Source organism: Streptomyces actuosus, assembly GCF_016921115.1.
Classification (GTDB): Bacteria; Actinomycetota; Actinomycetes; order Streptomycetales; family Streptomycetaceae; genus Streptomyces; species Streptomyces actuosus_A.
Genome location: NZ_JAFFZS010000009.1, coordinates 130,744 through 156,696 on the forward strand (window position 1 = coordinate 130,744; position 25,953 = coordinate 156,696).

Annotated in this window: 23 protein-coding genes and 1 pseudogene; 9 read left to right on the forward strand and 15 right to left on the reverse strand. The window is 69.9% G+C overall.

Going from position 1 to position 25,953, the window contains the following annotated elements:
• The first annotated feature begins 87 nt into the window (after positions 1-87).
• Genes JS756_RS14375 through JS756_RS14385 form a run of 3 tightly spaced genes read left to right on the forward strand, consistent with a single transcriptional unit; the run spans position 88 to position 3,625 of the window.
• The gene (locus tag JS756_RS14375) at positions 88-615 is read left to right on the forward strand and encodes a PadR family transcriptional regulator (RefSeq protein ID WP_205383481.1); all 528 of its coding nucleotides are present in this window, start codon (positions 88-90) and stop codon (positions 613-615) included.
• The gene (locus JS756_RS14380; RefSeq protein WP_205383482.1) at positions 612-1,301 is read left to right on the forward strand and encodes an ABC transporter ATP-binding protein; all 690 of its coding nucleotides are present in this window, start codon (positions 612-614) and stop codon (positions 1,299-1,301) included. The genes JS756_RS14375 and JS756_RS14380 overlap by 4 nt, the downstream gene beginning before the upstream one ends.
• Complete coding sequence (locus JS756_RS14385; RefSeq protein WP_205383483.1) at positions 1,298-3,625, forward strand: ABC transporter permease; 2,328 nt, start codon at positions 1,298-1,300, stop codon at positions 3,623-3,625. Before JS756_RS14380 ends, JS756_RS14385 begins: the two co-directional genes overlap by 4 nt.
• 44 nt (positions 3,626-3,669) lie before the next feature.
• On the opposite strand, the gene JS756_RS14390 is transcribed toward JS756_RS14385, so the two are convergent.
• The 4 genes from JS756_RS14390 to JS756_RS14405 all read right to left on the reverse strand — a co-directional run bounded on the left by JS756_RS14390 (position 3,670) and on the right by JS756_RS14405 (position 6,869).
• Positions 3,670-4,098, reverse strand: coding sequence for a hypothetical protein (locus JS756_RS14390; protein WP_205383484.1), 429 nt, complete (start codon positions 4,096-4,098; stop codon positions 3,670-3,672).
• A gap of 4 nt (positions 4,099-4,102) precedes the next feature.
• Positions 4,103-4,501, reverse strand: coding sequence for a roadblock/LC7 domain-containing protein (locus tag JS756_RS14395; protein ID WP_205383485.1), 399 nt, complete (start codon positions 4,499-4,501; stop codon positions 4,103-4,105).
• 79 nt (positions 4,502-4,580) lie between these two features.
• Positions 4,581-5,735 (reverse strand): DUF4388 domain-containing protein, encoded by a 1,155-nt coding sequence (locus JS756_RS14400; RefSeq protein ID WP_307790635.1) that lies wholly within the window; start codon positions 5,733-5,735, stop codon positions 4,581-4,583.
• Positions 5,736-5,924: 189 nt separating this feature from the next.
• Positions 5,925-6,869 (reverse strand): LysR substrate-binding domain-containing protein, encoded by a 945-nt coding sequence (locus JS756_RS14405; protein WP_205383580.1) that lies wholly within the window; start codon positions 6,867-6,869, stop codon positions 5,925-5,927.
• A 150-nt stretch (positions 6,870-7,019) separates the two neighbouring features.
• Between JS756_RS14405 and JS756_RS14410 the strand changes: the two genes are divergently transcribed.
• The 3 genes from JS756_RS14410 (at position 7,020) to JS756_RS14420 (ending at position 9,157) form a co-directional block, all read left to right on the forward strand.
• On the forward strand, positions 7,020-7,574 hold the full coding sequence (locus JS756_RS14410; RefSeq protein ID WP_205383486.1) for a peroxiredoxin: 555 nt from the start codon (positions 7,020-7,022) through the stop codon (positions 7,572-7,574).
• 3 nt (positions 7,575-7,577) lie between these two features.
• Complete coding sequence (locus JS756_RS14415; RefSeq protein WP_205383487.1) at positions 7,578-8,120, forward strand: alkyl hydroperoxide reductase; 543 nt, start codon at positions 7,578-7,580, stop codon at positions 8,118-8,120.
• Positions 8,121-8,734: 614 nt separating this feature from the next.
• Positions 8,735-9,157, forward strand: a complete 423-nt coding sequence (locus tag JS756_RS14420) for a cupin domain-containing protein (protein WP_205383488.1) — start codon at positions 8,735-8,737, stop codon at positions 9,155-9,157.
• A 107-nt stretch (positions 9,158-9,264) separates the two neighbouring features.
• Here JS756_RS14420 and JS756_RS14425 read toward each other — a convergent pair whose 3' ends face one another.
• The 5 genes from JS756_RS14425 to JS756_RS14445 all read right to left on the reverse strand — a co-directional run bounded on the left by JS756_RS14425 (position 9,265) and on the right by JS756_RS14445 (position 16,477).
• Positions 9,265-10,632 (reverse strand): AI-2E family transporter, encoded by a 1,368-nt coding sequence (locus tag JS756_RS14425; protein WP_205383489.1) that lies wholly within the window; start codon positions 10,630-10,632, stop codon positions 9,265-9,267.
• A gap of 176 nt (positions 10,633-10,808) precedes the next feature.
• Positions 10,809-11,498, reverse strand: coding sequence for an aggregation-promoting factor C-terminal-like domain-containing protein (locus tag JS756_RS14430; protein WP_205383490.1), 690 nt, complete (start codon positions 11,496-11,498; stop codon positions 10,809-10,811).
• A 427-nt stretch (positions 11,499-11,925) separates the two neighbouring features.
• On the reverse strand, positions 11,926-13,251 hold the full coding sequence (gene phoH2 / locus JS756_RS14435; protein WP_205383491.1) for an RNA 5'-3' helicase PhoH2: 1,326 nt from the start codon (positions 13,249-13,251) through the stop codon (positions 11,926-11,928).
• A 550-nt stretch (positions 13,252-13,801) separates the two neighbouring features.
• Entirely contained in the window at positions 13,802-14,575 is a 774-nt protein-coding gene (locus JS756_RS14440) for an isoprenyl transferase (RefSeq protein ID WP_205383492.1), read from the reverse strand.
• A 1,107-nt stretch (positions 14,576-15,682) separates the two neighbouring features.
• Complete coding sequence (locus JS756_RS14445) at positions 15,683-16,477, reverse strand: methyltransferase domain-containing protein (protein WP_205383493.1); 795 nt, start codon at positions 16,475-16,477, stop codon at positions 15,683-15,685.
• Positions 16,478-16,528: 51 nt separating this feature from the next.
• On the opposite strand from JS756_RS14445, the gene JS756_RS14450 reads away from it, so the two are divergent.
• Positions 16,529-17,053, forward strand: a complete 525-nt coding sequence (locus JS756_RS14450) for a DinB family protein (protein WP_240203742.1) — start codon at positions 16,529-16,531, stop codon at positions 17,051-17,053.
• Positions 17,054-17,509: 456 nt separating this feature from the next.
• Here JS756_RS14450 and JS756_RS14455 read toward each other — a convergent pair.
• From JS756_RS14455 to mycP, 5 genes and pseudogenes are all read right to left on the reverse strand, one after another.
• Positions 17,510-18,957 (reverse strand): annotated as a pseudogene (locus tag JS756_RS14455) (IS1380 family transposase).
• 130 nt (positions 18,958-19,087) lie between these two features.
• A complete protein-coding gene (locus tag JS756_RS14460) occupies positions 19,088-19,684 on the reverse strand; it encodes a hypothetical protein (RefSeq protein ID WP_205383494.1) in 597 nt (198 codons plus the stop codon).
• A 284-nt stretch (positions 19,685-19,968) separates the two neighbouring features.
• Complete coding sequence (locus tag JS756_RS14465; protein WP_205383495.1) at positions 19,969-20,892, reverse strand: hypothetical protein; 924 nt, start codon at positions 20,890-20,892, stop codon at positions 19,969-19,971.
• On the reverse strand, positions 20,889-21,455 hold the full coding sequence (locus JS756_RS38565) for a hypothetical protein (RefSeq protein WP_438817318.1): 567 nt from the start codon (positions 21,453-21,455) through the stop codon (positions 20,889-20,891). The genes JS756_RS14465 and JS756_RS38565 overlap by 4 nt, the downstream gene beginning before the upstream one ends.
• Positions 21,456-21,654: 199 nt before the next feature.
• A complete protein-coding gene (mycP, locus tag JS756_RS14475; RefSeq protein WP_205383496.1) occupies positions 21,655-23,013 on the reverse strand; it encodes a type VII secretion-associated serine protease mycosin in 1,359 nt (452 codons plus the stop codon).
• Between the two features lie 1,161 nt (positions 23,014-24,174).
• On the opposite strand from mycP, the gene JS756_RS14480 reads away from it, so the two are divergent.
• Positions 24,175-24,645 (forward strand): hypothetical protein, encoded by a 471-nt coding sequence (locus tag JS756_RS14480; protein WP_205383497.1) that lies wholly within the window; start codon positions 24,175-24,177, stop codon positions 24,643-24,645.
• Between the two features lie 111 nt (positions 24,646-24,756).
• Here the strand turns inward: JS756_RS14480 and JS756_RS14485 are convergent, their stop codons facing one another.
• The gene (locus tag JS756_RS14485) at positions 24,757-25,293 is read right to left on the reverse strand and encodes a DUF2563 family protein (RefSeq protein ID WP_307790638.1); all 537 of its coding nucleotides are present in this window, start codon (positions 25,291-25,293) and stop codon (positions 24,757-24,759) included.
• Positions 25,294-25,520: 227 nt separating this feature from the next.
• Here JS756_RS14485 and JS756_RS14490 point away from each other — a divergent pair, with 227 nt between their 5' ends.
• Entirely contained in the window at positions 25,521-25,898 is a 378-nt protein-coding gene (locus JS756_RS14490; RefSeq protein ID WP_205383498.1) for a DUF192 domain-containing protein, read from the forward strand.
• Positions 25,899-25,953: the final 55 nt, after the last annotated feature.

Consider the following 25,953-nt stretch of genomic DNA (forward strand, 5'->3'; position numbering starts at 1 on the left):
GCTCCGACCTGCCGTTCCGCACATCGTGCCGCGGACTGTGCACTCCACGTATACATGCGAGGTATACACGGTGTGTACAGTCGTGTCATGTCCATCGGTCACACCCTTCTGGGGCTCCTTGAGTCCGGGCCACGCCACGGCTACGACCTGAAGCGGGCCTTCGACGAGAAGTTCGGTCACGACCGGCCACTGCACTACGGCCAGGTCTACTCCACGATGTCCCGCCTGCTGAAGAACGGGCTCGTCGAGGTCGACGGCATCGAGGCCGGCGACGGCCCCGAGCGCAAGCGGTACGCCATCACCGAGGCCGGCGTCACCGACGTCGAGCGCTGGCTCGGCACGCCGGAGAAGCCCGAGCCCTACCTCCAGTCGACCCTGTACACCAAGGTCGTCCTGGCTCTGCTCACCCATCGCGACGCGGCCGACATCCTCGACACCCAGCGCGCCGAGCACCTGCGCAGCATGCGCATCCTCACCGACCGCAAACGCAAGGGCGACCTCGCCGACCAGCTGATCTGCGACCACGCCCTGTTCCACCTGGAGGCCGACCTGCGCTGGCTGGAGCTGACCGCCGCACGCCTCGACAAACTGCGGCAGGCGGTGGTGTCCGCATGACCGCCCCGGCCGGATCCCTGCTGGCGGCCCAGGGCCTGCGCAAGGCCTACGGTCCCACCCTCGCCCTCGACGGCGCCGAGTTCTCCATCCACCCCGGCGAGGTCGTCGCCGTCATGGGCCCCTCCGGGTCCGGCAAGTCCACGCTGCTGCACTGCCTCGCGGGCATCGTCACCCCCGACGAGGGGTCGATCACCTATGCCGGCCAGGAGCTCGCGACCCTGAGCGACGCCCGGCGCAGCGCCCTGCGCCGCTCCGAGTTCGGGTTCGTCTTCCAGTTCGGGCAGTTGGTGCCGGAACTGACCTGCGTGGAGAACGTCGCCCTGCCTCTCCGGCTGAACGGCGTCTCCCGCAAGGAGGCCGAACGGGCCGCGGTGGCCTGGATGGAGCGGCTGGAGGTCGACGACCTGCGCAGGAAGCGGCCCGGCGAGGTCTCCGGCGGGCAGGGCCAGCGGGTCGCCGTCGCCCGCGCCCTGGTCACCGGCCCGCGGGTGGTCTTCGCGGACGAGCCGACCGGCGCGCTCGACTCCCTGAACGGCGAGCGCGTGATGGAACTGCTCACCGACGCCGCCCGCTCGGGCGGTACCGCCGTCGTCCTCGTCACGCACGAGGCACGGGTCGCCGCCTACTCCGACCGCGAGATCGTCGTGCGGGACGGCAGGTCGCGGGACATGGAGCGGGCCGTATGAGCATCCGTCAGTGGTCACGGGACCTGTCCATGGGGGTGCGGTTCGCCTTCGGCGGCGGACGGGAGGGCTGGACCCGGGCCCTGCTGACGGCCGTCGGCGTCGGGCTCGGCGTGGCCCTGCTGCTGCTGAGCACCTCCGTCCCGAACGCCCTCGCGGTGCGGCACGACCGCGACAAGGCCCGCGCGGACCACACCTTCAGCCAGCCCGACCGGCCGAAGGCCGACAACACGGTGATCGTCGCGGACGCCAACACCACGTTCGGCGAACGGGACGTGCGCGGCCGGCTGCTGGAGCCGGAGGGCCCGCGGGCGCCCCGGCCGCCCGGCGTGGACCGGTTGCCCCGAGCCGGGGAGATGGTCGTCTCCCCGGCCCTGAAGGACCTCCTCGCCTCCGGCGACGGCAAGCTGCTGCGCGCGCGCCTGCCCTACCGGATCAGCGGCACGATCGGCGAGAGGGGCCTGGTCGGCTCCCACGAACTGGTCTACTACGCCGGCGCCGAGGGGCTGTCCGCGCGCCTCGACCGCAGCTCGGTGGCCCGCATCACCGCCTTCGGCGACACCGTCGCCGTGACCGTCGAGCGCACGGACCCGATCCTGATCCTGCTGATCCTGGTCGTGTTCACGGTGCTGCTGATGCCGGTGGCCGTGTTCATCGCCGCCGCGGTGCGGTTCGGCGGTGAGCGGCGCGACCGGCGGCTCGCCGCGCTGCGACTGGTCGGCTCCGACAGCCGCACGACCCGGCGGATCGCGGCCGGCGAGGCGCTCGGCGGCTCCCTGCTCGGCCTGGTCCTCGGCGCCGCCTTCTTCCTGATGGTGCGCCAGGCGGCCGGCTCGGTGGAGCTGATGGGCGTGAGCGCCTTCCCGAGCTACCTCACCCCCTCCCCCGCGCTCGCCCTGCTGGTGGCCGGCGCGGTGCCGGCGGCGTCGGTGCTGGTCACCCTGTTCACACTGCGCGGTGTCGTCATCGAACCGCTGGGCGTGGTGCGGACGGCGAAGCCGGCGCGCCGCCGGCTGTGGTGGCGGCTGCTGCTGCCGCTGGCCGGCCTGGCGATGCTCTACCCGATGGTCGGGCAGGGACGGGACAACGGCTACTTCAACCAGTACCTGGTGGTCGGCGGCGTCATGCTGCTGCTGGTCGGGGTGACCGCGCTGCTGCCGTGGATCGTGGAGGCCGTCGTCGGCCGGCTGGGAGCCGGCGCCCTGTCCTGGCAACTGGCTGTTCGCCGACTGCAGTTGAGCAGCGGGACGGCGGCCCGCACGGTCAACGGCATCGCGGTGGCCGTGGCCGGGGCGATCGCGCTGCACATGCTGTTCTCCGGGGTCGAGGGCGACTACACCAAACCCACCGGCCAGGACCTCCAGCGCGCGCAGATGCAGGTGTCCCTGGACCGCGGCGCCATCGGCGCCGTCGGCAAGTTCCGCTCCACCAAGGGCGTGCGCTCGGTGACCCAGCTCTCCGACATCGACCTCGGCGACCGGCGCGAGAACCCCGACCAGGGCGTTCCACTCACCATCGGCGACTGCACGGCGCTGCGCGAGCTGGCGTCGCTGCCCTCGTGCCACGACGGCGACGTCTTCGCGGTGACCGGCGCCGAGCCCGACGAGTCCTGGACCTCGACGGCCCGGCCGGGCCGCACCCTGTATATCGATCCGTCCTACGAGGGCTCCCCCGGGGAGGCGATCGCCTGGAAGGTCCCCGGGACGCTCCGGCACGGGACGTCCGTGGACGGGCTGCTCGGCTACCGCAGGGGCGGCCTGATGATGACGCCGGGCGCGCTGCCGCCCGGCGCCGCGGAGCGAGCCACCACCCAGCTGTATCTGCGGCTGGACCGGTCGGTTCCGCGCGCGGAGGAGTACGTCCGCAACACGACCGCCGGGATCGACCCGATGGCGGACGCGACTCTCTGGTCGTCCACCAGGGAGTCCAAGCGGTTCGCCTCGATCCGCACCGGCCTGTACGTGGGCGCCGCCTGCGTGCTCGGGCTGATCGGTGCGAGCCTGCTGGTGTCGCAGCTGGAGCAGCTGCGCGACCGCAGGAAACTGCTGTCGTCCCTGGTCGCCTTCGGCACCCGGCGGCGCACGCTGAGCCTGTCGGTGCTGTGGCAGACGGCGATCCCGATCGCGCTGGGCCTGCTGCTGGCCTCGGCGGTGGGCCTGGGGCTGGGCGCGCTGCTGCTGCGGATGGCCGCCACCAGCGTGCGGGTGGACTGGGCGAGCGTGCTGGCCATGTCCGGGATCGGCGCGGGCGTGGTCCTGGTGGTGACCCTGCTCAGCCTGCCGCCGCTGCTGCGCCTGATGCGCCCGGAGGGCCTGCGCACGGAGTGAGCAGCGGGCCCGTCACCCCCACGGGGTGAGGGGCCCGCCCGCCGTCAGAGGCTGTACTCCCGCACGACCCGCCGCACCTGGGCGAACAGCATGCCCACGTTCACCGACTTGCGGCAGACCACCACGGCGACGATGTCCTGCTGGTCGCTCAGGCGCACGAACAGGTGGGTGAGGTTCTCGCTGTTGACGAGGATCTCCTGGAAGAAGTGGTTCTCGGAGCTGATGCCGCGGCGCTCCTTGAAGATGTCCTCGATCATCACGACCGTGCGCCCCTGGAACAGGTCGAGGGTGGCGCCCGCGAGCAGGTCCAGTACCTCGGGCGGGTGGTTGTCGACGGTCTCGTAGGACAGCAGCATCCCGGTGGACATGTCGACCACCCCCGCCGCGACGCAGTCGGGCGCGTCCGCGCGCAGGGACTTGACGAGGCCGATCACCTGATCGGAGAAGCCGGGGGACATGCGCTTGGTGGCCATGGGGTCACACTCCTTCGGGGGCGGGGGCGGGGGCGGGGGCGGTCAGGATCGCGCCGATGCGGTCCAGGGCCGGACGGGTCGCGCTGTGCAGGCGGTCGACGTCCAAGCCCTCGTCACCGAGAACGACCATCAGCGCCGTGTCGCCGACCGCGTAGAAGGCCGCGCAGCCGTGGCTGCCGTAGGTCACGGTGCGGCTGAGGGTGCCGCGGTCGGTGACGCTCGCGGTGCGTCGGGCCAGGCCGAGCCCGGCCGCGGCGAGGGCGGCGAGGGACTCGGGGTCGATGGAGTCGGCGGTGTCGGCCGCGATGAGCAGCCCGTCGGCGGCTGCCACCGCCGTGTCGGTGATCCCCGTCACCTGTTCGCGCAGGCCGCGCATCTCCAGCGCGAGGGCCTTGTGGTCCATGGGCTCAACTCCTGATTGTTCTGTTCGCACGCGTTCGGCGTGGTGGTTCGTGTGGTGGTCCGTGTGTGGTCGCGCGCCCTTACTGCGCGGTCGTGTTCCGCAGCCGGAAGAACTCCTTCCAGCTCGCCCCGGTCCGCCGCTCCGCCAGCACGTCCGACTCGTCCCCGACGGGGTCCGTGAGGACGCCGGGGACCCCGGGGCCGACGAGGACGCCCGGGCTCCCGGACTCGACGGGAACCCCGGACTCCAGGGGTACTGCGGACTCGACGGGGACCCCGGGCTCGACGGGGGCGCCTTCGCCGGGGACGCCGGGGTTCCGTGCCGGCGGACCGGCGGCGTCCACCAGGGCCGGCCCGGCCACGCGACGCGGCCTCAGCGCCTCGGTGATCCCGCTGGCCCCGGGGCGACGGCGCGGCAGCACGGACGGCCCTGCGGGCTGCCGCGGCAGCACCGGCGGCGGAGCGGGATCCCGGGGCCGTACGCCCTGACCGCCGGGCGGCAGCCGGACCGGTATCGACTGGGGCGCGTCGGGGCACTCCAGCAGCCCCTCGCCGAGCATCCGGGCGACTTCGACGGTCACCGCGTACACCGCCCGCCCCGTGCGGAAGGCCAGATCGCGGGCGGTGCGACGGCCGTCGGCATAGGTGAGCAGCTCGCGCTGGAGCATCCCGAGCCGGTAGCCGGCGCGGGAGAGCTGCGCCGGGACGGGACGTTCCCGTTCGGGGCGCACGGGGTAGGGCAGCGCGACGACGGCGGCCAGCCGGCGGACCGCTTCCTCCAGCACCCGCCCGGGCGGCTCGCCGACGGCGAGCGGGGCACGGGGCGCGACCCCGTCGACGCGCTCGAAGGCGCCGATCCGGCCCGCGACGACGGCGAACGCGGCGTCCCGCAGGGCCAGCGCGCACACCAGGCGCAGTTGCGCGGCACCGGCCAGACCGTGCGCGGCCAGCGCGTCGGCCGGCCAGCTCGAACCACCCGACTGACGCACCAGCTCGGCCCACTGCTCGGCGCTGATCCGGCCCGAGCGCAGCAGCAGCGCGTCAGGCCCGGGCGCTCCGGGCGACTCGACCGCCACGACGAGTCCGTTCCTGAAGTGGAAGGCACCGCCGGGCGAGCCGGACACCCGGAGCGCGCCGGAGAACCTCTCGCGCTCGCAGCCCGCCAGCGCCCCGGCCAGGACGTCGTACCCGATCTGGCCGAGGCGATTCCGAGCGCCCTCCCCGATGCTCGCCATCACTCCCCTTGGACTTCGCACACACGCCTGACGCGTCACTCCGAGGGGGCATGTGTATCAACGGGGAGGCGAGGTTCGGCCGGTTGTCCTCTACCTGCCGTTACCTGACGGAAGTTGAGACGTCCGGCTGCGCAAACGATCCTTGTGCGGCGGCTATTTGACCAGTGTGAGCGCTTTCCGGAAAGGCCCTCAGGAGGGCGCGCCCAGCACCCGCACCGGCAGCGGCGCCATCGCCTCGCGCAGCGCGGCGGCCAGTTCCGCGTACTCCGCGCCGCGCGCCGCGCCCGTTCGCATGGCCAGGGCGATGCGCCGGGCCGGCGCCGGGTGGGCGAAGGAGCCGGTGAGCAGCCCGCTGCTGCGGGTGGTCTCCAGCTTCAGGGCGGTGCGCGGCAGCAGGGTGCAGCCGAGGCCCCCGGCGACCAGCTGCACCAGCGTGGACAGTCCGGCGGCGGTGGTGGTGACCGGGGCGTCCTCGCGTCCGGCCTCGCGGCAGATCTCCAGGGCCTGGTCGCGCAGGCAGTGCCCTTCGTCGAGCAGCAGCAGGTTGAGTTCCTTCAGCGCCTCGCGGGGAATGCCCTCCCGCCCGCCCAGCCGGTGGTCCAGGGGCGTGACGAGCACGAAGTCCTCGTCGAACAGGGGAAGTTCGGCGATCCCGGGCACACCGAGGGGTACGGCGAGCAGGAGCAGGTCGAGGCGGCCGGTGTGCAGTCCGTCGACGAGGCTGGCGGTCTGCTCCTCGTGCACCTGGAGGTCGAGAGCGGGGTAGCGCTCGTGGACGAGCCTGAGCACGGTCGGCAGCAGGTACGGGGCCACCGTGGGGATCACCCCGAGCCGCAGCGCGCCGGTGAACGGGGCCCGGACGGCCTCCGCCTCCTCCAGCAGCGCACCCACCGCGTCGAGCACGGCCTTGGCCCGCACCGCGAGCCGTTCGCCCGCCGGCGAGAGCAGCACCTTGCGCGTCGTACGCTCGAGGAGGGTGACACCGAGTGTCTCCTCCAGTGCGGACACGGCGCCGGAGAGGGCGGGCTGGCTCATCCCGATCGCGGCGGCCGCGTCCCGGAAGTGGAGATGCTCGGCCACCGCCGCGAATGCGCGGAGCTGGGAAAGGCTGGGCTGCCGCCGCTTGCTGCCGATGCTCACTCGACCCTCACTGATAGCTAGCTCCGATCAACATGACCGAGTATAGCTATTTCACTAATCAATGCACCCTGTGCCAACATCAACATCGTCCAACCCATGGGAAACACGGCCAAAAGCGGTGTTTCCTCGCTGCAAGGAGAGCGTGTGCTCACTGTCGGTGACAAGTTCCCCGAGTTCGAACTGACGGCCTGTGTCTCGCTGGAGACCGGCAAGGAGTTCGAGAAGATCGACCACAAGACCTACGAGGGCAAGTGGAAGGTGATCTTCGCCTGGCCCAAGGACTTCACCTTCGTGTGCCCGACCGAGATCGCGGCCTTCGGCAAGCTGAACGACGAGTTCGCCGACCGTGACGCCCAGGTCCTCGGCTTCTCCGGCGACTCCGAGTTCGTCCACCACGCCTGGCGCAAGGACCACGACGACCTGCGCGACCTGCCGTTCCCGATGATGGCGGACTCCAAGCACGAGCTGATGCGCGACCTCGGCATCGAGGACGAGGACGGCTTCGCCCAGCGCGCGGTCTTCGTCGTCGACCCGAACAACGAGATCCAGTTCTCCATGGTGACCGCCGGCTCCGTCGGCCGGAACCCCAAGGAGGTCCTGCGGGTCCTGGACGCGCTCCAGACGGACGAGCTGTGCCCGTGCAACTGGAAGAAGGGCGACGAGACCCTCGACCCGGTCGCGCTGCTGGCTGGTGAGTGACCCATGTCCCTCGACAGCCTGAAGGCCCGCGTACCGGACTACGCCAAGGACCTGAAGCTCAACCTGGGCTCCGTCATCGGCAACTCCGACCTGCCCGAGCAGCAGCTGTGGGGCACCGTGCTGGCGTGCGCCATCGCCTCGCGCTCCGCGATCGTGCTGCGCGAGCTGGAGCCGGAGGCGAAGGCGAACCTCAAGCCGGAGGCGTACACGGCCGCCAAGGCCGCCGCCGCGGTGATGGCGATGAACAACGTCTTCTACCGCACCCGCCACCTGCTGTCGGACCACGAGTACGGCACCCTGCGCGCGGGCCTGCGGATGAACGTCATCGGCAACCCCGGCGTCGACAAGGTCGACTTCGAGCTGTGGTCCTTCGCGGTCTCCGCGATCAACGGCTGCGGCATGTGCCTGGACTCCCACGAGCAGGTCCTGCGCAAGGCCGGCCTCGACCGCGAGGTCGTCCAGGAGGCGTTCAAGATCGCCGCGGTGATCCAGGCGGTCGGCGCGACGCTGGACGCGGAGGCGGTCCTGGCCGAGTCGGCCGCGTAACCCGCCCGGCCCCGCCACGCCACGGCCCCCGTACGCCCGACCACCCCCCGGGCGCACGGGGGCCGCTGCCTTCCCTCCCTCCGCCCCCCACGGCCCCTGCGGGGCGAGCGGCTTTGCCGGACCGCCCGCGGCGCCGGTGTCGGGGCGCCTCCCACACCGTCGAGGCCGTGGAGCCGCGCCCCGAGGCAGCCCCGGCCGGGACGTGTCCGGATCGCGTGGCACCGCAGGCGCGGTGCGGCCCCTCCGGGCGCCGCGAGCCGCCGCCCCCTCCCGGACGCGGCACCGAGCGGCCGGGCGATGCCCCCTGCGGTCGTACGGCGCCCGCAGGGGCATGGGGGACCGCGCGACCAGCCACGAGGGCGCCGCGGCCGGGCCCACCCGACACCACGGCGCTTGCCGTGGAGCGCTCCAGGGTGTCCCGTGATCCCCGGCGGTCGCGCGACGACGGCCGCGGCGCCTCGCCGTGTTGCCGGGTCGCCCGCACACGGCCGGTACGAGGACGTCCCTCCGCCTCGCGATGCACCGCATCCGGCGCCGCGCGCTGATCCACCGGGATCACGGGACACCCTTAGGCTGGAGTCGGGGAAGCCAGCTTCGCCCGAGGGAGGCCGGTCATGAGCGGACCCCAGGAGCAGACGCGGCAGGAGACGCCGTCCGGCCGTCCGGACCCTGTCACCGTCGTCGCCCCGGACGAGCGCCGTCCGGGGCCCGGGACGCCGGGGATGGTGCGGCAGGAGGCCTTCGCCACGGACCGCATGTGGTCGGGGCTGGTGCGCACCGAGCCGGGCATGGTCTCCGGCTGGCACCATCACGGCACCCACGAGACGGTGGTCTACCTGCTGTCCGGCGCCCTGCGCGTCGACTTCGGCCCGGACGGTGCCGAGAGCGTGACCGCCCGCCCCGGCGACTTCCTCCGCGTGCCGGCGGGAGCGGTGCACCGCGAGAGCAATCCGTCCGCCGAGCCCGCCGAGGCACTGGTGATCCGGGCGGGCACCGGGCCGTCCACGTTCAACGTCGACGGTCCGAAGCCCGCCTGAGACCCGCCGCGGACTCCCGCCGGCCGCCCGGCGGCCGAGGACGCGAGCGCGGCGACGCGCGGCGGAGCACGGCCTGCGGCGCGCCGAAGCGGCCCGGGCCGGTGCGGCTACCGCTCGGCGGCCGGCTGATTCACCGTCTGCCCGTCGCCCGCTGCCACCGCCGCCACCGGCGTTCCCGCCGCCGGCGCCGGTCCGGGTGCCGCGTCGGAGGAGGTGGCGCCCCTCGGGGCCGGGGACTGGCGCAGGGCGGGCCCGCGGGAGTAGGCCCGCAGATAGCCGACGACGGTGTTCGTCACCGCCACCAGCGGCACGGCGACCACCGCGCCGCCGATGCCCGCCACCATGCCGCCGGCCGCCACGGACAGCACCACGGCCAGCGGATGGACCCGCACAGCCCGGCCGAGGATGAACGGCTGGAGGATGTGGCCCTCGATCTGCTGCACCGCCAGGACGACCACGAGCGTCATCACGGCCGTGAACACACCCTGCGTCACCAGCGCGACGACCACCGCGAGCGCGCCGGAGGCGACCGCGCCGACCAGCGGGATGAAGGCGAACAGGAAGATGAAGACGGCGAGCGGGACGGCCATCGGCACGTCCAGGAAGTAGATGCCGAGCCCGATGAAGGTCGCGTCGATGAGCGCGACGATCACCGTGCCCCGCACGTACGCCGTGAGGGTGGCCCAGGCACGCGGACCGGCGCCGGCCACGCCCGGCCGGGCGACGGCGGGGACCAGCTTCAGCGTCCACTCCCAGATGCGCCGGCCGTCGTAGAGCAGGAACAGCGTCGAGAAGACGGCCAGCAGGATGCCGGTGAGCGCCTCGACGACGACCTGGACACCCTCCAGTCCGGCGGAGGTGATCTGGTCGGTGTTGGCGCCGATCGCGTCGCGCAGGTTCTTGGCGATCTGGTTGATCTGCTTGTCGGTGACGTGGAAGGGGCTGTTGAGCAGCCACTTGCGCAGTTCGTCGATGCCGTCCTGGACCTGGTCGGAGAGGTTGTCGATGTTCTCCATGACCTGCCAGGTCACGAACCAGCCGATCAGCCCCATGATGACGAAGCCGAGTATGGCGGTGAGCGCCGTGGCCGGCCCGCGCGGTACGCCGAGCCGCCGCAGCCGCGCCACCGTCGGCTGGAGCAACGCGGTGATCAGCAGCGCGGCGACGAAGGCGAGGACGACGAGTTGGACGGCGCTGATCACCCTCATCAGCACCCAGACCGTGCCCGCCAGCACCAGCAGCCGCCAGCCGGCCTCGGCGGCGACCCGGACACCCCAGGGAACCGCCTGCGCGGGGTCGGGGCGGTCGGCGGCCGCGGGAGGGTGTTCCTGCGGTGGGGGCACGTGCTCGGGCTCCGGCGCGGGCTCCGGCTCGGCGTGTTCCCGCTCGACCTCAGCGCGTCGCTCGTCCAGCCGCTCGCCCATCTCGGTCAGCCCGGCACCGAGCCGACCGAGCCACCCTGGCACTCGAGACATGATCCGTCCTCTTCCCCCGTCTCTCCTCACCACTCCCCCCAGGAGTCGTCTGCGTCAGACGGTACAGGGCGTGCGGACGATCACACGGCCGCAGCCCCTCCCCCTAGGACGGGGAGGGGCTGCGCAGGGTTGAGAACGGGGCCGCGGGAGGTGGTCCCGGGGCTGCCGGAAGCTCCTCAGTACCAGTGGTTGGCCTGCCAGAACGACCAGGCGGCACAGGGGCTGCCGTACCGGCTGTTCATGTAGTTCAGGCCCCACTTGATCTGGGTGGCCGGGTTGGTCTGCCAGTCGGCGCCGGCGGAGGACATCTTGGAGCCGGGCAGGGCCTGGAAGAGGCCGTAGGCACCGGAGGAGGGGTTGACGGCCCGGTAGTTCCAGCTGGACTCGTGGTTCACGATGTTGCTGAAGCACTGGAACTGGCTGCTCGTCACCATCTGGCGCGCCATGGACTGGATCTGCGCGATGCTGTAGGAGCTCTGGACGGGGAAGTCGGCGGAGCTGCGGCTCGCGGCCAGCTTGGCCTGCGCGCGCTCCTTGGCCTCCTCGGCCGCCTTGTCGGCGGCCTCCTTCTTCTTCGCGATCGCGGTCTCGGCAGCCGCCCGGCGGGCCGCCTCCTCGGCGTCCTTCTTGGCGGTGGTGTCCGCGGCGATGGCCTGAGCGTCGGCCTGCTGCGTCAGGGACGCGGCCTGGACCTGGGCCTGCTCGCCGACAGGTATGTCCGCGAGGAGTGTCGCGTCGGCTGCCGCCGCTTCGGCGTCGTTGTTCTGGGCGGCGGTGCTGCCCGAGGCAACGCCGACGACGCTTCCGACAGCGGTGACCGCGGTGGCAGAGGCCACTGCGAATCCCCGGACCGAAATCCGGCTCACACGGTTTCCTTCCAGCATCGCCCGCTTCGGTGACCCTGGCGGACGCAATCGTGCCCCTGGCACTGGCCTCCCCAACTGCGGGTCACGGAAGGCACGGGCCCGGTGGGCAACTCCCGGCACGGGAGCGCCGTGTGGTGCTCGGGCGGCATACGACGTTCGGTATGGAATTGGATGGTTCTTCTGGTGTGCCGCACCGCTGGGGGTACGGCTGTGTCGTATGCGGGGCCTGACAGGAGTGAGACTCTGCCGTAACCCGACGCCGCAAGGCAATTCTGCGTTGCGTGTGAAAGCTCACATCCCGTTTGGCCCTGGGGATTTCGGAGAAACGCCACGCACGAAGGCGCCGCCGGACTAGGCTCACTCACTTCGTCCGACGGCGCCAACTGACCCGCAACCCCTGTGAACTCGACAGAGCCGGTCAGGTCGCTCAGATGTGCCCTTCCTCCAGCATTTCGGTCACAAGTGCGGCGATCTGGGACCTCTCGGACCGGTTGAGCGTGACGTGCGCGAAGAGCGGGTGCCCCTTCAGCTTCTCGACGACGGCGACGACACCGTCGTAGCGGCCCACGCGCAGATTGTCCCGCTGTGCCACGTCATGGGTGAGAACGACCCGCGAGTTGGCGCCGATCCGGGACAGCACGGTCAGCAGCACGTTCCGTTCCAGCGACTGCGCCTCGTCGACGATCACGAACGCGTCGTGCAGGGAGCGCCCCCGGATGTGGGTGAGCGGCAGGACCTCCAGCATGCCGCGCGCGGTGACCTCCTCGATGACCTCGCGGCTGGTGACCGCGGAGAGCGTGTCGAAGACGGCCTGCGCCCACGGGCTCATCTTCTCGGCCTCGCTGCCGGGCAGGTATCCGAGTTCCTGCCCGCCGACCGCGTACAGCGGCCGGAAGACCATCACCTTCTGGTGCTGGCGGCGCTCCAGCACCGCTTCCAGGCCCGCGCACAGCGCCAGCGCCGACTTGCCGGTGCCGGCCCGGCCGCCCATCGACACGATGCCCACGTCCGGGTCGAGCAGCAGGTCCAGGGCGACGCGCTGCTCGGCGCTGCGGCCCTTGATGCCGAACGCCTCCCGGTCGCCCCGCACGAGGCGGACGTTGCCGTCGGCGGCGACCCGGCCCAGGGCCTTGCCCCGCTCGGACTCGATGGTCAGGCCGGTGTGCACGGGCAGGTCGGCGGCCTGGGGCACGTACACGTGTCCTTCCTCGAAGAGGATGTCCACCTGTTCGCCCGGCAGGGTGAGTTCGGACATGCCCGTCCAGCCGGAGTTCTCCGTGATGGCGAGTTCGGCCCGGTACTCCTCGGCGAGGAGACCGACCGAGGACGCCTTGATCCTCAGCGGCAGGTCCTTCGACACGACGGTGACGTCGAACCCCTCGGCCTGGAGGTTGCGTGCGACCGCGAGGATGCGGGAGTCGTTGTCCCCCAGGCGGTAGCCGGTGGGCAGCACGCTGGGGTCCGAGTGGTTGAGCTCGACCCGCACGGTCCCGCCGAGGTCCCCGATCGGGATGGGGGCGTCGAGGCGGCCGTACCGGACCCGGTAGTCGTCCAGCAGGCGCAGGGCCTGCCGGGCGAAGTAGCCGAGTTCGGGATGGTGCCGCTTGGCCTCCAGCTCCGTGACCACGACGATCGGGAGCACGACCTCGTGCTCGTCGAAGCGGTTCAGGGCGTTCGGATCGGCCAGCAGGACGCTGGTGTCGAGAACATAGGTGCGCCGGTCGGGCTTGCGACGCTTTGTGCTGGTCACCACGGAAGGACGTACCCCCTCGGATGAGGTCGGGGAGCGACGGGACGGAGCTGGACCGGTGTCCGGCCCTCGCGCGCGGCGGGCCGGACACCGGCCCGCCGTGGCTGCTTCCGTGCGGTGATCGCACGGTGGGGCTGGTGCAAAGGGCCTCCCGGGCGGACGGCCCCGTGCCGTCCGCTGAGATCCGACACCCGTGGTTCGGGCGTCGACCTGGTTGCTTTATGCCCTCGAACGTGCGATGCCATGCCGATACGCATGACGGCGCGCCGGTGAACTCCGTGTGACGTCCGGCCGGTAGGGGGAGACCTGGTGCTCCTCGTGGGGCCGATGGGGGTGTTCGCACGTCGGCCGGGGCCCTGCGCGCCGGCCGCCGGAGGCGGTCGCGCCGTGCCGTGGTCCCGGGTCGCCGGGGTACGGAGTCCTGCTGTCGCCCTCCGGCCGGTCCGCCCGCGCGTGCCGGCCGCCGCGTCCGCCGACCGCCGCGGGGGCCTGCGCCCGCCGGCCGCCGCGGTTCGGCCGGTGCGCGTCAGCCGCCGCGGCACGGCGGGGTGCGTCAGCCGCCGTAGCGGCGGTGGCGCGCGGCGTAGTCCCGGAGCGCGCGCAGGAAGTCGACCTTGCGGAAGGCCGGCCAGAAGACCTCACAGAAGTAATACTCGGAGTGCGCCGTCTGCCACAGCATGAATCCGGACAGTCGCTGCTCGCCGCTGGTGCGGATGACGAGGTCGGGGTCGGGCTGGGCACTCGTGTACAGGTGCCGGCCGATCATGTCGACGTCGACGGAGTCGGCGAGGCCCTCCAGCGAGGTGCCCTTCTCCCGGGCGTCCAGGAGCATCGAGCGGACGGCGTCGGCGATCTCCTGCCGTCCGCCGTAGCCGATGGCGACGTTGACCACTATCCCGTCGACGTGCGCGGTGGCCTCCTCGGCCTCCTTGAGGGTGCGCCGCAGGCCGTCGGGCAGCAGGTCGGTCGCGCCGACGTGGTGGACGCGCCAGCGCCCGTCCGCGGCGAGGGAGCGGACGACGTCCTCGATGATGCCGAGGAGTGGGACCAGCTCCTCCTGCGGCCGGTCGAAGTTGTCCGTCGACAGCAGCCAGAGGGTGACGACCTCGACGTCGGTCTCGGTGCACCAGCCGAGGAACTCCTCGATCTTGTCGGCACCGGCCCGGTGACCCTGCGCGGCGGTGGAACCCGCGGCCTTCGCCCATCGCCGGTTGCCGTCCATGATGACGCCGATGTGCTTGGGCACCTGAGCGTGGTCCAGGTGACCTTCCACCCGGCGCGCGTAGAGCCTGACCAGCAGGCCGCGCAACTTGTCGCGCAGGTTCACGTGATTGTCAGCCCCTCCGTACGGAACAGACCAGAGAGCGGTCCCCAGGGCGGAAGCCTACCGCTGTTCCCGGCAGGTGCCGCCAACGGGTGCGGGGCCCGGGCCGGGTTCGCGGGCCGGGTGTCCGCGGAGGATCGGGGGTGCGCGGCACCCGCGGATGCGGCGGGAGAAGGAAGGGGCGGGGGCCGGGCGGCGCGCCCCGGGAATGCCCGCCGGAACCGTTCCCGCGACCTCTGCCGGAAGGGGTTCGACGTGACGCGTGCCCGCACGCGGTGAAAGGGAGCCGGCGGATCCGCCGAGAAGAAAACGGGCCGGTCCGTGGGGGGGAGACGGACCGGCCCGAGGGGGGGGTTCCACCATAACCCTTTGTAAGGGCGGATGCGGGCATCGGCGTGCCACAACTACTCTCCGGAATCGGGCGGCGACGCGGTGGCGTGGAGATCGAATGGCCTCACAGGGCGGCGGGCCTGCGACTTCTCAGAAATCGAGGCACTCCGACGGGTCCGCACCGGCCGGGACGGCATCCGCCCCGGGTCCCTCTGACGGGCTAACCGCCCCGTATGCGCCCGCTTGACGGCGCCGACACCGCGCAGCCCCCTCCTCTGCGCGGTGCCGACCGCGCAGCTTTGCTCACGCGAATTGCCTTGGTCTGAACCTATGCGATCCGGCAGGCCGAAGACCAGCCATGGCCGATAACGATGTGGAAACCGTGTGGAGGAAGGTGCAGGAATGCCGCAAGGGGCGCGGCGCGACGCGTCTCCGCCGCAGATGGAGGTACCGGCGAAGCGAGAGGCGGTCGGCGGCGGGGGGCCGCGAGGTGGACGACGTACGGGCGCGGGCCGGTCGGGGGCCGTCGGCGGGAGGGTGTCCCCTGCCGGGGCATCTTCGGCGCGGTATGGCGTCGCCACGCTGCGGCGGACTCGCCGGACACCCGGGCTCGTCCGTTGACGGGGGCGTCAACCGCCGGGGGCGCGGCCCGACGGCGCGTCCTCGGCCGCCGGGCCCACGGACGCCGGGGGTGCGCGGCGGCCCGGGATGCGAAGGGACCGGGATGCGCGGGAGCCCGGGATGCCAGGGGGCCAGGGATGCCGGGTGCCGCCGGGTTCGTCAGCCGCCGGGCCTGCGGACGTCGAAGAGGTGCCGGGTGCTGTGCGCCACGAACGGCCCGTCGGCCTCGATCCGCTCGTGCAGCGCGCGCAGTCGGGGCTCGTACTTCTCGACCGTGAACCCCGGGACCATCCACACCACCTTGCGCAGGAAGTGGACGACCGCGGCGATGTCGTGGAACTCGATGCGCAGCTTCTCGGCCCGCAGATCGACGACCTTCAGCCCGGCGGCCTCGGCGTCGGCACGCTCCCGCTCGGGACGGCGGGCGGCGAGCACCTCCTCCGGCAGCGGTCCGAGGAAGTACTCCACGAGCTCGAAGACGCTCGCGGGCCCCACGTGCTGAGCGAAGTACGTGCCGCCGGCCCGGAGAACCCGCGCGATCTCGTTCCACTGCGGGCGCACGGGATGCCGGCTCACGACGAGGTCGAAGGCGCCGTCCGTGAACGGCAGCCGCGCGTCCTCCTCGGCGGCGACGACGGCGACACCGCGCGGCCGGAGCACGGCGGTGGCCTTCGCGACGTTCGGCGGCCAGCCCTCGGTGGCCACGGTGACGAGAGGCCTGCGGGCCGCGCGCCGCAGCGCGAAGTCGAGGACCTCACCACCGCCGGTCTGGAGGTCGAGCGCCGCCTCGGCCCCGGCCAGCCGGTCCGCCAGGGACACGGCGTACCCCCAGGACGGCCGCGCCTCCGTCGCCCTGCCCTCGAACCAGGAGAAGTCCCAGCCCTCCGTAGGGACGGCGACACCTTCGGCGACGAGCTCCTCGAACGTGCGGGCGGAATGCGGGCTGGACTGCATGGTCTGGATGATCGCAGGCCGCTGTCACTGGGCGCTGCTAATTTTCGCGGCATGACGAACTCCGACACCCCGCCTGCCGCGGGAATGCCCTACCAGGGCGACGAGAAGGACACCCTGCGGGCGAGCCTGGACCGGCACCGCGACGCGGTGCTGTGGAAGCTCGACGGCTTGGACGACGACCGTCTGCGGCGCCCCATGACCCCCTCCGGCACGAGTCTGCTGGGCCTGGTGAAGCACCTGGCGTCCGTGGAGTACGCCTGGTTCGTCGAGACGTTCGGCCGCGAGGGGGAGCCACTGTGGTTCGACCCCTGGGAGAACGAGGACATGCGGGCGACCGAGGACGAGACGGCGGAACAGCTGACCGCCTTCTACGCCCGTGCCCGAGCGGCCGCGGACGCGGTCATCGCCGAACTGCCACTGGACGCCGTCGGCAAGCCGTCGTGGCACGCCGGCCGCACGGTCTCCCTGCGCTGGGTCCTGGTCCACATGATCGAGGAGACGGCACGGCACGCGGGCCACATGGACATCGTCCGCGAACTGATCGACGGCGCGACGGGAGACCACCGCCCGGCCTGACCTCTGCCCGGCTCTTCACCACGGAGGGCCGGCCCCTCCCTCACGTCCCTCGCGCACCGCCGACGCTCCTCGACGCAGGACTCCGCCTCCGTGGACTCCGAAACGCCGCGGTCGCACGCCTGCCCCTCGGCGGCAGACCGAAGGCGGTACCCCCTCCGACAGAGCCCCTTCCTCGGCTTCACCCGCGGACACCGACGCGTACTTCGAAGGCGGCAGGCACCCGTATCCACGGCCCGGGACAAGCAAGTCGGTAACTGCTCGACGCAGCGCTGACCGGACGCCCCCCCCTCCCGCATGACTCCGGACCCGACCACAACCGCGTAGGACTCGTAGGCGGTGCGGGACACACAGGGCACGTAGACGGAAGAGACGCCGTGTGCCGTGTCAAACCTGACGGGGGCGCAATTCCACCCTTGGAGGCATGACCCGCCATGCGGGCTCAAGGCGCGAACGTTCTCATGATCCGGTCTTGATGTGGTCGAGTGCGTGATCGGGGTGGGACCGGTAGTTGGGCCAGGTCGCCGATATCCGCAAGCGCAGGCGTCGGCCGCCGCGGGTGAGGCGGGCGGCGACGTGCAGCAGCCGGTAGCGGAGCTTCTTCGGCTCGGCAGTGGCCAGCTCCCCGTCCAGCAGCAGGACGCGCGTCCAAGCCGGCAGATCGATCGCCGCCAGGCTGAGTTCGAGCCAGACGGCGTTGACGGCGAAGTCGCGGGAGGGGAAGCGGCCGAAGCCGGTGCTCTTGCCGCACCGGACATGGTCCTCGACGGTGGCGTGACCGCGGTGGCGGACCTCCAGGAACTGGGCGGATCCGCCACCGGAGTACGGGGTGTCGGTGAGGAACACCTGATGGCGCAGGCCCTCGTCCTCGTCGAACAGGGACAGCTGGGCTCCGGGATGCGGCCTCTCCCGGCGCACGATGATGCGGGTGCCGGTCGGGTAGCACTCCAGATCGACCATGCCGGTCAGCTCGGCCACCTCGGCGCCATCACGCAGGGTCCCGTCCTGGTCCAGGGCGGGATGCAAGAGGCGGACGGGCACGGCCCGGACAGCTCGGCGGACCGCCTCGGTGATGGAGTGTCCGACCGAGAAGAAGGTACGAATTCCTCGTCTCCGCAGGTCGCAGACGCGGGCGAGGAAGGCTTTCGTGGATCCGGCGCTGTCGGCGCGGATGAGGATGTCGGTGCCGTGCCGGTGAGCGTCGGGGATCTGCGCGAGCGCCTGGTCGAGCACGACGATGTGATCGGCAGCAGTGTTGGCTCCGGAGTCCCGGGCCGCAGCCGCCCCGACACGGCCTCGCCCGTGTTCGCGAGGAAGCACAGCAGCGGGTGGAAGCCGAAGCCGCCCTTATAGGTGGGTGCGGCCTGTTCCTTCTCGGAGTGGCAGGTCACCAGTGTGGCGTCGAGGTCCAGAACCAGGCCGGGAAGTTCTCGTCCGCCGGCCCGAGCAGCAGGTATGCCCTCGCCGGTCTCGGCGGCCTGCATCCAGGCGACTTCCCGGGCTGAACCGCGGGCCGCCCGCAACGAAGCGAGTGCAGCCTCGTCGGTGTCGGCAACCAACCGCCAAGCGGTGGGCGTGCAGGCGACCGGGCCGAACACCCCTGCCTGGTCCCGCAGCACGGCCAGATCCGCGATCGTCTCACCACCGTGGGCGAGCATCACCGCCAGATCGGTGGCGACCCGGCCCGGATCGTGTCCGGTCCCGCGCGGCCGAAGCGACCTGAGGGCGGCGGAGTACGCGGCGGTCAGCCCGGTGGCATCAGCGAGATCCGCCAGCAACCGTGCCCCGGCATGCCCGACCACCCCCGAACCATCGGCACTGACATGGACCTTGGGACGCAACCCGATAGCCTGCCACGTAGAGAGTGCCCTCCGCCTGGACCGACAGAACCCCTCAGCAAGGTTCATCGTCCCAGGTCAGGAAGGCACTTTCGCTTTCCACCCCAAAACCAGCCGTACCCAAGTGAGACGGCAAGGCTAACGCGGACCGGTTCGGGCCTTCCCACCCTACGGCGCCGTCGGCAACGAAAATTACCCTTCATTCATCACTCTGATAGCGGGGCAACTCCGACGGAAAGTCACGATGCCCCTGACATTCAGCCAACCCATAAGCATGCTTGGCTTGTTCGTAGGCAATGTCCGTCAAGATCTGCAGAAGCAAAGCACCCTTTGCCTTGGTATCGCCGCCAACACTCATCGATGTCAATACAGCATAGTTCGGCGAGGAATTGCGGAGGAGTTCCGATCTAGGCGTACAGGGCACATACACGGCGGCTTCCTCAGTGTCAATCTCAGCCAAAGCCTCAATATCACCGACCGCTGCACGAACGATCCGACCATTGTGCCCTTTCACCCAGTCGACCTTCGAAACGGGAGACAAATGTGTCTGTCCCCAGAGAACCGAATCGCCGCTGGTGACGACACGGCAATTCCAAGTGAAGTCTTCACTCGTACTGGAGTTCACAGCTCTTTCCCTGGCATCCCTGGACGGCGGCAGCGCCTGAACAACCAAGTCACGCTCTACCGCACCATCACACACCCTCGCAGGAAGAGTTTCCAGGCCACGCGTAAAAAACTGCACATATCCGTACCAGCCGGCGACACACAGAAGGGCGAAGCCAACCAGAATCAGCAAGAAATTCTTCGCAGTGTACTGGGTCTTTCTAGAGCCAATCAACGGGGAACTCCTGAATAATTCCGAAATTCAAAACCCTGGGTTCCGGACGATGATGCAAAACAGGGGAGCACCCTCCCACAAACTCCGTACGCCAGCGATTACGGCCGATCCTTGACATCACTCAGGAAAGTACTGGCAGAATCCCAACCTCGATGCACAGCACCATTGATCGTGACACCGATACTTTGCTTGGGAAGGTCAACATGGTAGCGATCAATGGCTTCATCAGCCGCCCACTCGGTTTACCGACTGACCGAAGCGCGGGAATCGTACAGATCTCCCGCGCTCTGATACAGGGCTTCGTCCCGAGCGCCACTCATCTTCTGCCCGTCCAACAAATGGTCCACAGCAGCTGAGGCCACGGCCCCAATGCCTCCTCCGAGAAATCCTCCCATCACATCTCCTCCGAGCCGTTCCGGCACCTTCAAAAATGTCATTCCGGTAGAAATCCAGGTTTTCGCATAGTCACCCTTTGCCTTCAGGTCTTCATTGTAGGCATTCTGACCTTCAACGGCATCTCGCACTTCACTATCTGCGACAGAATGAGCAACGATACCCTCAATGAGGCCGGCATTGCTTCCGATGGACTCGAGGACCTGCCTGTCGGGACCATCAAACAACGACGGATCCGAAAGATGAGTTTCCATCAGACCACTGGTGTAAATACTTTCACCCAAAACAATGCCTGCCCTACCCGCAGGATCCTCGGACACGGCGGAGAGGAATCTTCCTACATCTTCAGGTCTTCCGAGGCCACTAGGATCTTCACTGTTTGTAAGAAAAATGTATTTCGCGGAATCACCGTCGTAGAGCTTCTGGCTGATCTCAGGCATGTAAGCAGCAGCCATATTGCCGAAGCTGTCCCCCAGGCCCTTGTGGACGAGATCGACGCCGGCCATGGATTCCCCTATGCCCCCACCCGGCTGCGCCACAGCATGCATAATGTTCGCCATAATGTGCACCTGGGTTGCGCTGTGCGGTGGAGCAATCGAGGTGCTGTCGCCATCGGCGAGGCCCGTGACTGCAGCCTGCAGAGCAGGACCGAGGTATTTGCCGCGATCGGTGTACCTTGTGGTGTCGAGCATGTGATCCAAGTCAGGCTTGGATTCGAACGCATGTACAGCGGATTCAGGGTTGTGGGAGAGCCCCTGGAACAGTCCCTTCAACGGATCGCGACCGTCATCGTCACCGAAGACCAGATCGAGGCCGTTGTGTCCCTTGACCCACAGGTCGTCGGTGCTCGACTCCCCCGCTCCCTTGTCCGCCTTGAAGAGCCAAGGGCGCCGACCGGGTTCGGGGAGGCCTGAGCACGGAAGTTCGTGTTGCTCTCGGCGATGAGGGCCTTCTTCCAGCCCTTCATTGCGTCGGAGTCCGAGAAGGATGCCGTGGCGAGCGTCAGACCGAGGTTGGCCTGAAGATCCTTCATCGTCTGGAGTTCCGAGCCTCTGGCTCCGGCATGGTTGTAGCTCATCTCGGCCCAGAACCGGAGCGTTCCCTTTGCTCCCAGGCGCTTTGCGAACTGCTCCGCGAACAGCGGGTCATCGCGGTACTTCTCCATGGTGTGGTTGAAGGCGACGATGTCGTCCAGGCTCATATCGGCCGGGTCCTTGGCCACCTTCGCCAGCTTGTCCGCAGTCGCGACAGCCTCCGCCGCCTCGTGCTGGGCCGTGGTCGGCGAGACCTGGAAGCGTTCCGCGGCGCGCCTGAGGGGCCAGTTGTCCTCGACCACGCAGCGGGCCAGACGCAGATGCCCGGTCTCGGTCAGGGGTGCATTACGGTGTGGCGTGAGGGCCTTCTGATCGTTCGGTGGAGATGTCGCAATCCACACCGAACCTGGAAGGCCCTCACCCATTCAAGATCCCTCAGCCGAGACCTGCATCCCCCGTCCACAACCTCCCGAACACCTAGGCCTCAGCCTCCACTGCACCTCACCGGTGATATCCGCCTTGGTGGGGCGGGCCACCGCCTTGCGGTGTGCCGTCGGGGCCGGGCTGGGTGAACTGCCAGCTGCCGTGAGGGGGCTGGTGCATGGGGGCGCCGGGCGGTGGCGGCGGCGTGGTCCGGTTCCGGCGCTTACGGGCGACGGCTACGGCCGCTGCGGCGACGGCGAGGAGCACGGCCGCTCCGACGCCGAGCACGATCCACAGGGTGCCGCTGGAGTCCTTTGCCGCCGAGGTGCTGGAGCCGGCGCCCTCGTCGCCCTTGGCCGGCGCTCCGCCTCCCTGCGCCTCGGACGCGCTCGCCGAGGGGGCCGGTGACTTCTCCGCCGCCGCCTTGAGGTCGGGGAGGGGGTACACGTCCGCCGGGCCCGGATCGCCGGGGTTCTGCAGGGCGATGCGGGGGCGGACGATGCCGTAGCCGATGGAGTCGTTGCGCTTGGCCCCGTCGGTCGGCGCGCCGATCGTGTTCAGCATGACGCGCAGGATCTGGTTGTTGGTCCAGGTCGGATGCTTGGACCAGATCAGGGCAGCGCTGGCGGAGGCGAGAGCGGTGGCGTCACTGGTGCCATTGGCGCTACAGAGACCCGTCTTCCCTCCGCAGGCGTGGACCATGGCCTCGCCCGGAGCAGCCATATCCACTTGGGGTCCGAATTGAGAGAAGGAACTCCGCCGGAGGTTCTTACCCACCGAACCCACACCGACCACGCCGGGGGTGGCTGCCGGATATTCTACGGCATTGTCCTTGTCGCCACTGTTGCCGACGGCCGCGAAGAGTAGCGAACCGTGGTCCAGCGCGTACTTCACTGCCCGATCCAGCTCAGGGCTGTGGGCAGAGGTGCTCATAGAGATATTGATGACTTGGGCGCCGGAGTCTGTTGCGTAGCGAATCGCCCTACTCAGATATGTCGGTCCGGCGAATCCGCTCAAGTCGTCCACATCTGGCATGCGGACGGGGAGGATCTCCGTGCCTGGGGCCAGGCCGAATGCACCCTTGCCGCCACCGTAGGCCCCTGTGCCAGCGATAAGCCCAGCCATGCCGGTGCCGTGACCTTTGAAGTCCGTGTGTTCGTCACCTTTTTGGAATTTTGAGGCCAGGTCCAAGCCGTCGAGCACTCTGCCCTTCAGGTCGGGATTGTTCGGATCCACTCCCGTATCGATCACCGCGACGGTGATCCCTTTGCCCGTGCTCGTCTTCCACATCTCTTCGGCGTGCATGGCATCCAGATGCCACTGCAGGGATCGCGTCGAGTCGGCGTGAGCCACCGTGGCCGCAGTGCCCACCAGTAGGAGACCGGTGACCATTGTGGCCAAAGCCCGAAGCCGACCGCCTCTCATCTTGGTGGGCATGTGTGTCTCTCCGATTTCTCTCTGCGTCAATCGGTGGCCGACGGCTTGCCGGTCTGCTGCTCAGACTGTTGCTTCTTGCGCTGTTGACTGCTGTTCGGCGTCCCCGCGGCACGACGCCCGCTTCCACGGTTGCCGCCCTCACTTGGCGTACCCCCGGCAATGCCGTCTCGCGTCGGAGCGGATACCGGTGCGCCAGTACGAGCAGGTCCGCGGCCCGTCTGCTGTGGGGCCCCACCGACCACACCACTCTGCGGGGTGGACGCGGGGCGTCCGGCGTTTGCTTTCCCTCCGGAGCGTGTTGCGGACGCGGATCCCACCGATCCTGCTGACGGAGTGCCGCCTGTCGAAGGGCGATTTGCAGCTGGCTCACTCCCTACGACCGTCCCACTTGGCAATCGGCCTGATGATCTCCTGGCGGCAGGTGTCGAGGTCGGCCGTCCCCCTGCAATGCCCTGGTTGGCGGGACGTCCCCCCGGCGATCCAGGGCCTGCAGACCGTCCGCCGGTGGCACCAGGTCCCGTCGGACGTCCACCCGTAACGCCGGGACTCGTCGGACGTCCGCTGGTACCAGTGGCGGATGGAAGGCTGCGGCCAGGGTTTTGACCAGGAACGGCCCTTCCGGCTGCCGTGCCGGACGTCGGCCCGTGGGGGAATTGCCCACTTCCCGCCAGTCCACGACCACGAGGAACTCCGGTGTTTCCCTGACCGGGCCCGAGGGATGCCCGCCCTCCGGCGGTCTGCCTTCCTCCCCCGCCTGGGACGGTGGGCATACGTCCGGCACGACCGGAAGTCGGTGGCATCATTCCAGTGGCAGACGGCGGAAGAACCGGCTCAGGACGACTCGGTGTGGCCGGTCCCACAACCGGCTCGGGCCCCGTGGCGGGACGAGAGATTTCAGGGAGCGTGTTGACCGAGTTGATCTCGACATGCGCCGGGCTGTCGATGTTGACCTGATGGTGCGGTTCAGAGGGCACCGGCCGGGGCGTGGCCCCCAGGTCGCCGACGCTCCCCGATGTAGCAGAATGCCTTGTCGCCGCTGCTGCGGATCCTCCGGACACGGGTGTGACCCCACCGTTGCTCGCGCCACCGGAACGTCCGGGACGGGCGAGGTCTGACATCTCATCACGAGGCGGTACGAAGCCTTGGGGCGGCGGTGGGAACTTGGGGCGTTCCAAGGTGTCCATCTGGGTCGAGGACACGTCGTACGCGGAGGCCAGCTTTCGCATTTCGCCGGCGGCCTCCTGGCGGACCTTCTCCTTGCTCGCCGCCAGTGCCGCGAGATCCGCGCTGGCCTTGGACCCGACAGCGGCGGCGTCGGGGTCGTTGTGGTGGGCGCGGGCCGCGGCGAGGTTGGCCGAGGCGCTCGGCTCGTCGCGGGGGATGGACGCCTTCGCCGTGGCGATGGCGTCCGAGGCGTGGGACATCCACTTCGCGGAGTCGTCACTGAAGTCGGCAAGCCGCAGGACGGAGTTGGCGAGGTCCCCGGCCCAGGTGCGGAAGGCGTCCGCGCCGTCGCCCTTCCACTCCACCCACTGCGGACGGATCTTCAGTTCCGCCGCGATCTTGCGGATCTCCTTCGCCGCGCCGGTCAGCTTGTCGGCGGCACCCTGGACCGTGCCGCTGTTGGCCTGATCCAGCCACGCCAGCATCTGCTCGTGGCTCATCCCGTCGAAGGACGTGCCCCCGCCGGACCCGTTGCCTGCCATCAGCTGTCTCCCCGTTCCCGTCGTCCCTGCATCCGCGTCAGATCGTGCCGCCCGAGTCGCCGGCGGGCGGCTTCTCGCCGCTACCCGCGCCGCCGCCCTGGGCGCCGTGGTTCTTGGAGTGCTCCGGGTCGTACGAGCCTCCGTAGTGCTTCGTCATCTCCACGTCGATCGCGGCCATGCGATTGCGAACGTCCTGGTCCATGTTGTCGTAGCCCTTGTGCGAGGCCAGGACCGCGATGGACATCGCCTCCATGCAGTCCGACATCAACTTGGAGAACGTCTCCAGGTCGGTGATGACCTTCTCGTACGACTTGTGCAGGCCGGACGCTTCGACCCACGATCCGTCGCCTCCGCCGAACTGGTGGCGGACGACCTGGTCCTGGCCCACCTGCTTGGTGCCGGCCTGTGACTCCTTGAGGTCGCGGATGAGTTCGTCGATCCGTTGCCGGAACTTCGTGAACGACGTGAACTCGACCTCGATGTCGTGAGCCGCGTGCTTCGCTGTGTCGAAGATGTTGGACAGCCAGGACGAACCCGTCGCGCCCGACGATCCGCCGCTATCGCTCGGCAGCACTGGTACCTCCCCGTTCCCCGTTCGGTCTTCGGATCAGAGAAGACCGCAGTCATTACTTTAGCGATCAGCTGTGACAGTCGTGTGGCGGGTGCTGTGGTGAGCGGTGAGCATTCGGCCACCGCGGTCGGGTTCCGGCTCCTCCACACCAGGTCTACCAGTGATGCCGCACCGGCGTAACAAAGTGGCTACGGTCGACTCGTGGACGGTACACGAAGGAGGTGGTGGGGTTGACGCGCCAATGGGGCGACGGGCAGGGCACGTTGGTCGTCGAAGGAGGTGCGGACCCGGTGCGTGAGGTGCCTCTGGAGATCGCGGCCTCCTACCGTGCGCGCGCCAAAGGGCTGCTCGGGCGGACCTCGGTCGACGGGGCGATGCTGCTGTCGCCGGCGAACAGCGTGCACACCTTCCGCATGCGGATGGCGATCGATGTCGCCTATCTCGACCGCCGGCTGAACGTCGTCGCGGTACGCACGATGCAGCCCGGGCGGCTCGGGCTGCCCCGGCTCCGGGCCCGGCACGTGCTGGAGGCGGAGGCGGGGGCCATGGCGGGGTGGGGAGTGCGCGTGGGGGCGCAGGTGCGGGTCGAGGCGGTTCGGCAGCGCTGAGGGGTGATCTCGCGTGCGCTCGGCGGTTGTCCTCGGTTCCCGCGTGGTCGGGCTG

What these genes read in the sequence shown, in the direction of transcription:
- JS756_RS14375 (WP_205383481.1), top strand. Translation starts at nt 88, where the DNA reads ATGTCCATCGGTCACACCCTTCTGGGGCTCCTTGAGTCCGGGCCACGC.
- JS756_RS14380 (WP_205383482.1), top strand. Translation starts at nt 612, where the DNA reads ATGACCGCCCCGGCCGGATCCCTGCTGGCGGCCCAGGGCCTGCGCAAG.
- JS756_RS14385 (WP_205383483.1), top strand. Translation starts at nt 1,298, where the DNA reads ATGAGCATCCGTCAGTGGTCACGGGACCTGTCCATGGGGGTGCGGTTC.
- JS756_RS14390 (WP_205383484.1), bottom strand. Translation starts at nt 4,098, where the DNA reads ATGGCCACCAAGCGCATGTCCCCCGGCTTCTCCGATCAGGTGATCGGC.
- JS756_RS14395 (WP_205383485.1), bottom strand. Translation starts at nt 4,501, where the DNA reads ATGGACCACAAGGCCCTCGCGCTGGAGATGCGCGGCCTGCGCGAACAG.
- JS756_RS14400 (WP_307790635.1), bottom strand. Translation starts at nt 5,735, where the DNA reads ATGGCGAGCATCGGGGAGGGCGCTCGGAATCGCCTCGGCCAGATCGGG.
- JS756_RS14415 (WP_205383487.1), top strand. Translation starts at nt 7,578, where the DNA reads ATGTCCCTCGACAGCCTGAAGGCCCGCGTACCGGACTACGCCAAGGAC.
- JS756_RS14420 (WP_205383488.1), top strand. Translation starts at nt 8,735, where the DNA reads ATGAGCGGACCCCAGGAGCAGACGCGGCAGGAGACGCCGTCCGGCCGT.
- JS756_RS14425 (WP_205383489.1), bottom strand. Translation starts at nt 10,632, where the DNA reads ATGTCTCGAGTGCCAGGGTGGCTCGGTCGGCTCGGTGCCGGGCTGACC.
- JS756_RS14445 (WP_205383493.1), bottom strand. Translation starts at nt 16,477, where the DNA reads ATGCAGTCCAGCCCGCATTCCGCCCGCACGTTCGAGGAGCTCGTCGCC.
- JS756_RS14450 (WP_240203742.1), top strand. Translation starts at nt 16,529, where the DNA reads ATGACGAACTCCGACACCCCGCCTGCCGCGGGAATGCCCTACCAGGGC.
- mycP (WP_205383496.1), bottom strand. Translation starts at nt 23,013, where the DNA reads ATGCCCACCAAGATGAGAGGCGGTCGGCTTCGGGCTTTGGCCACAATG.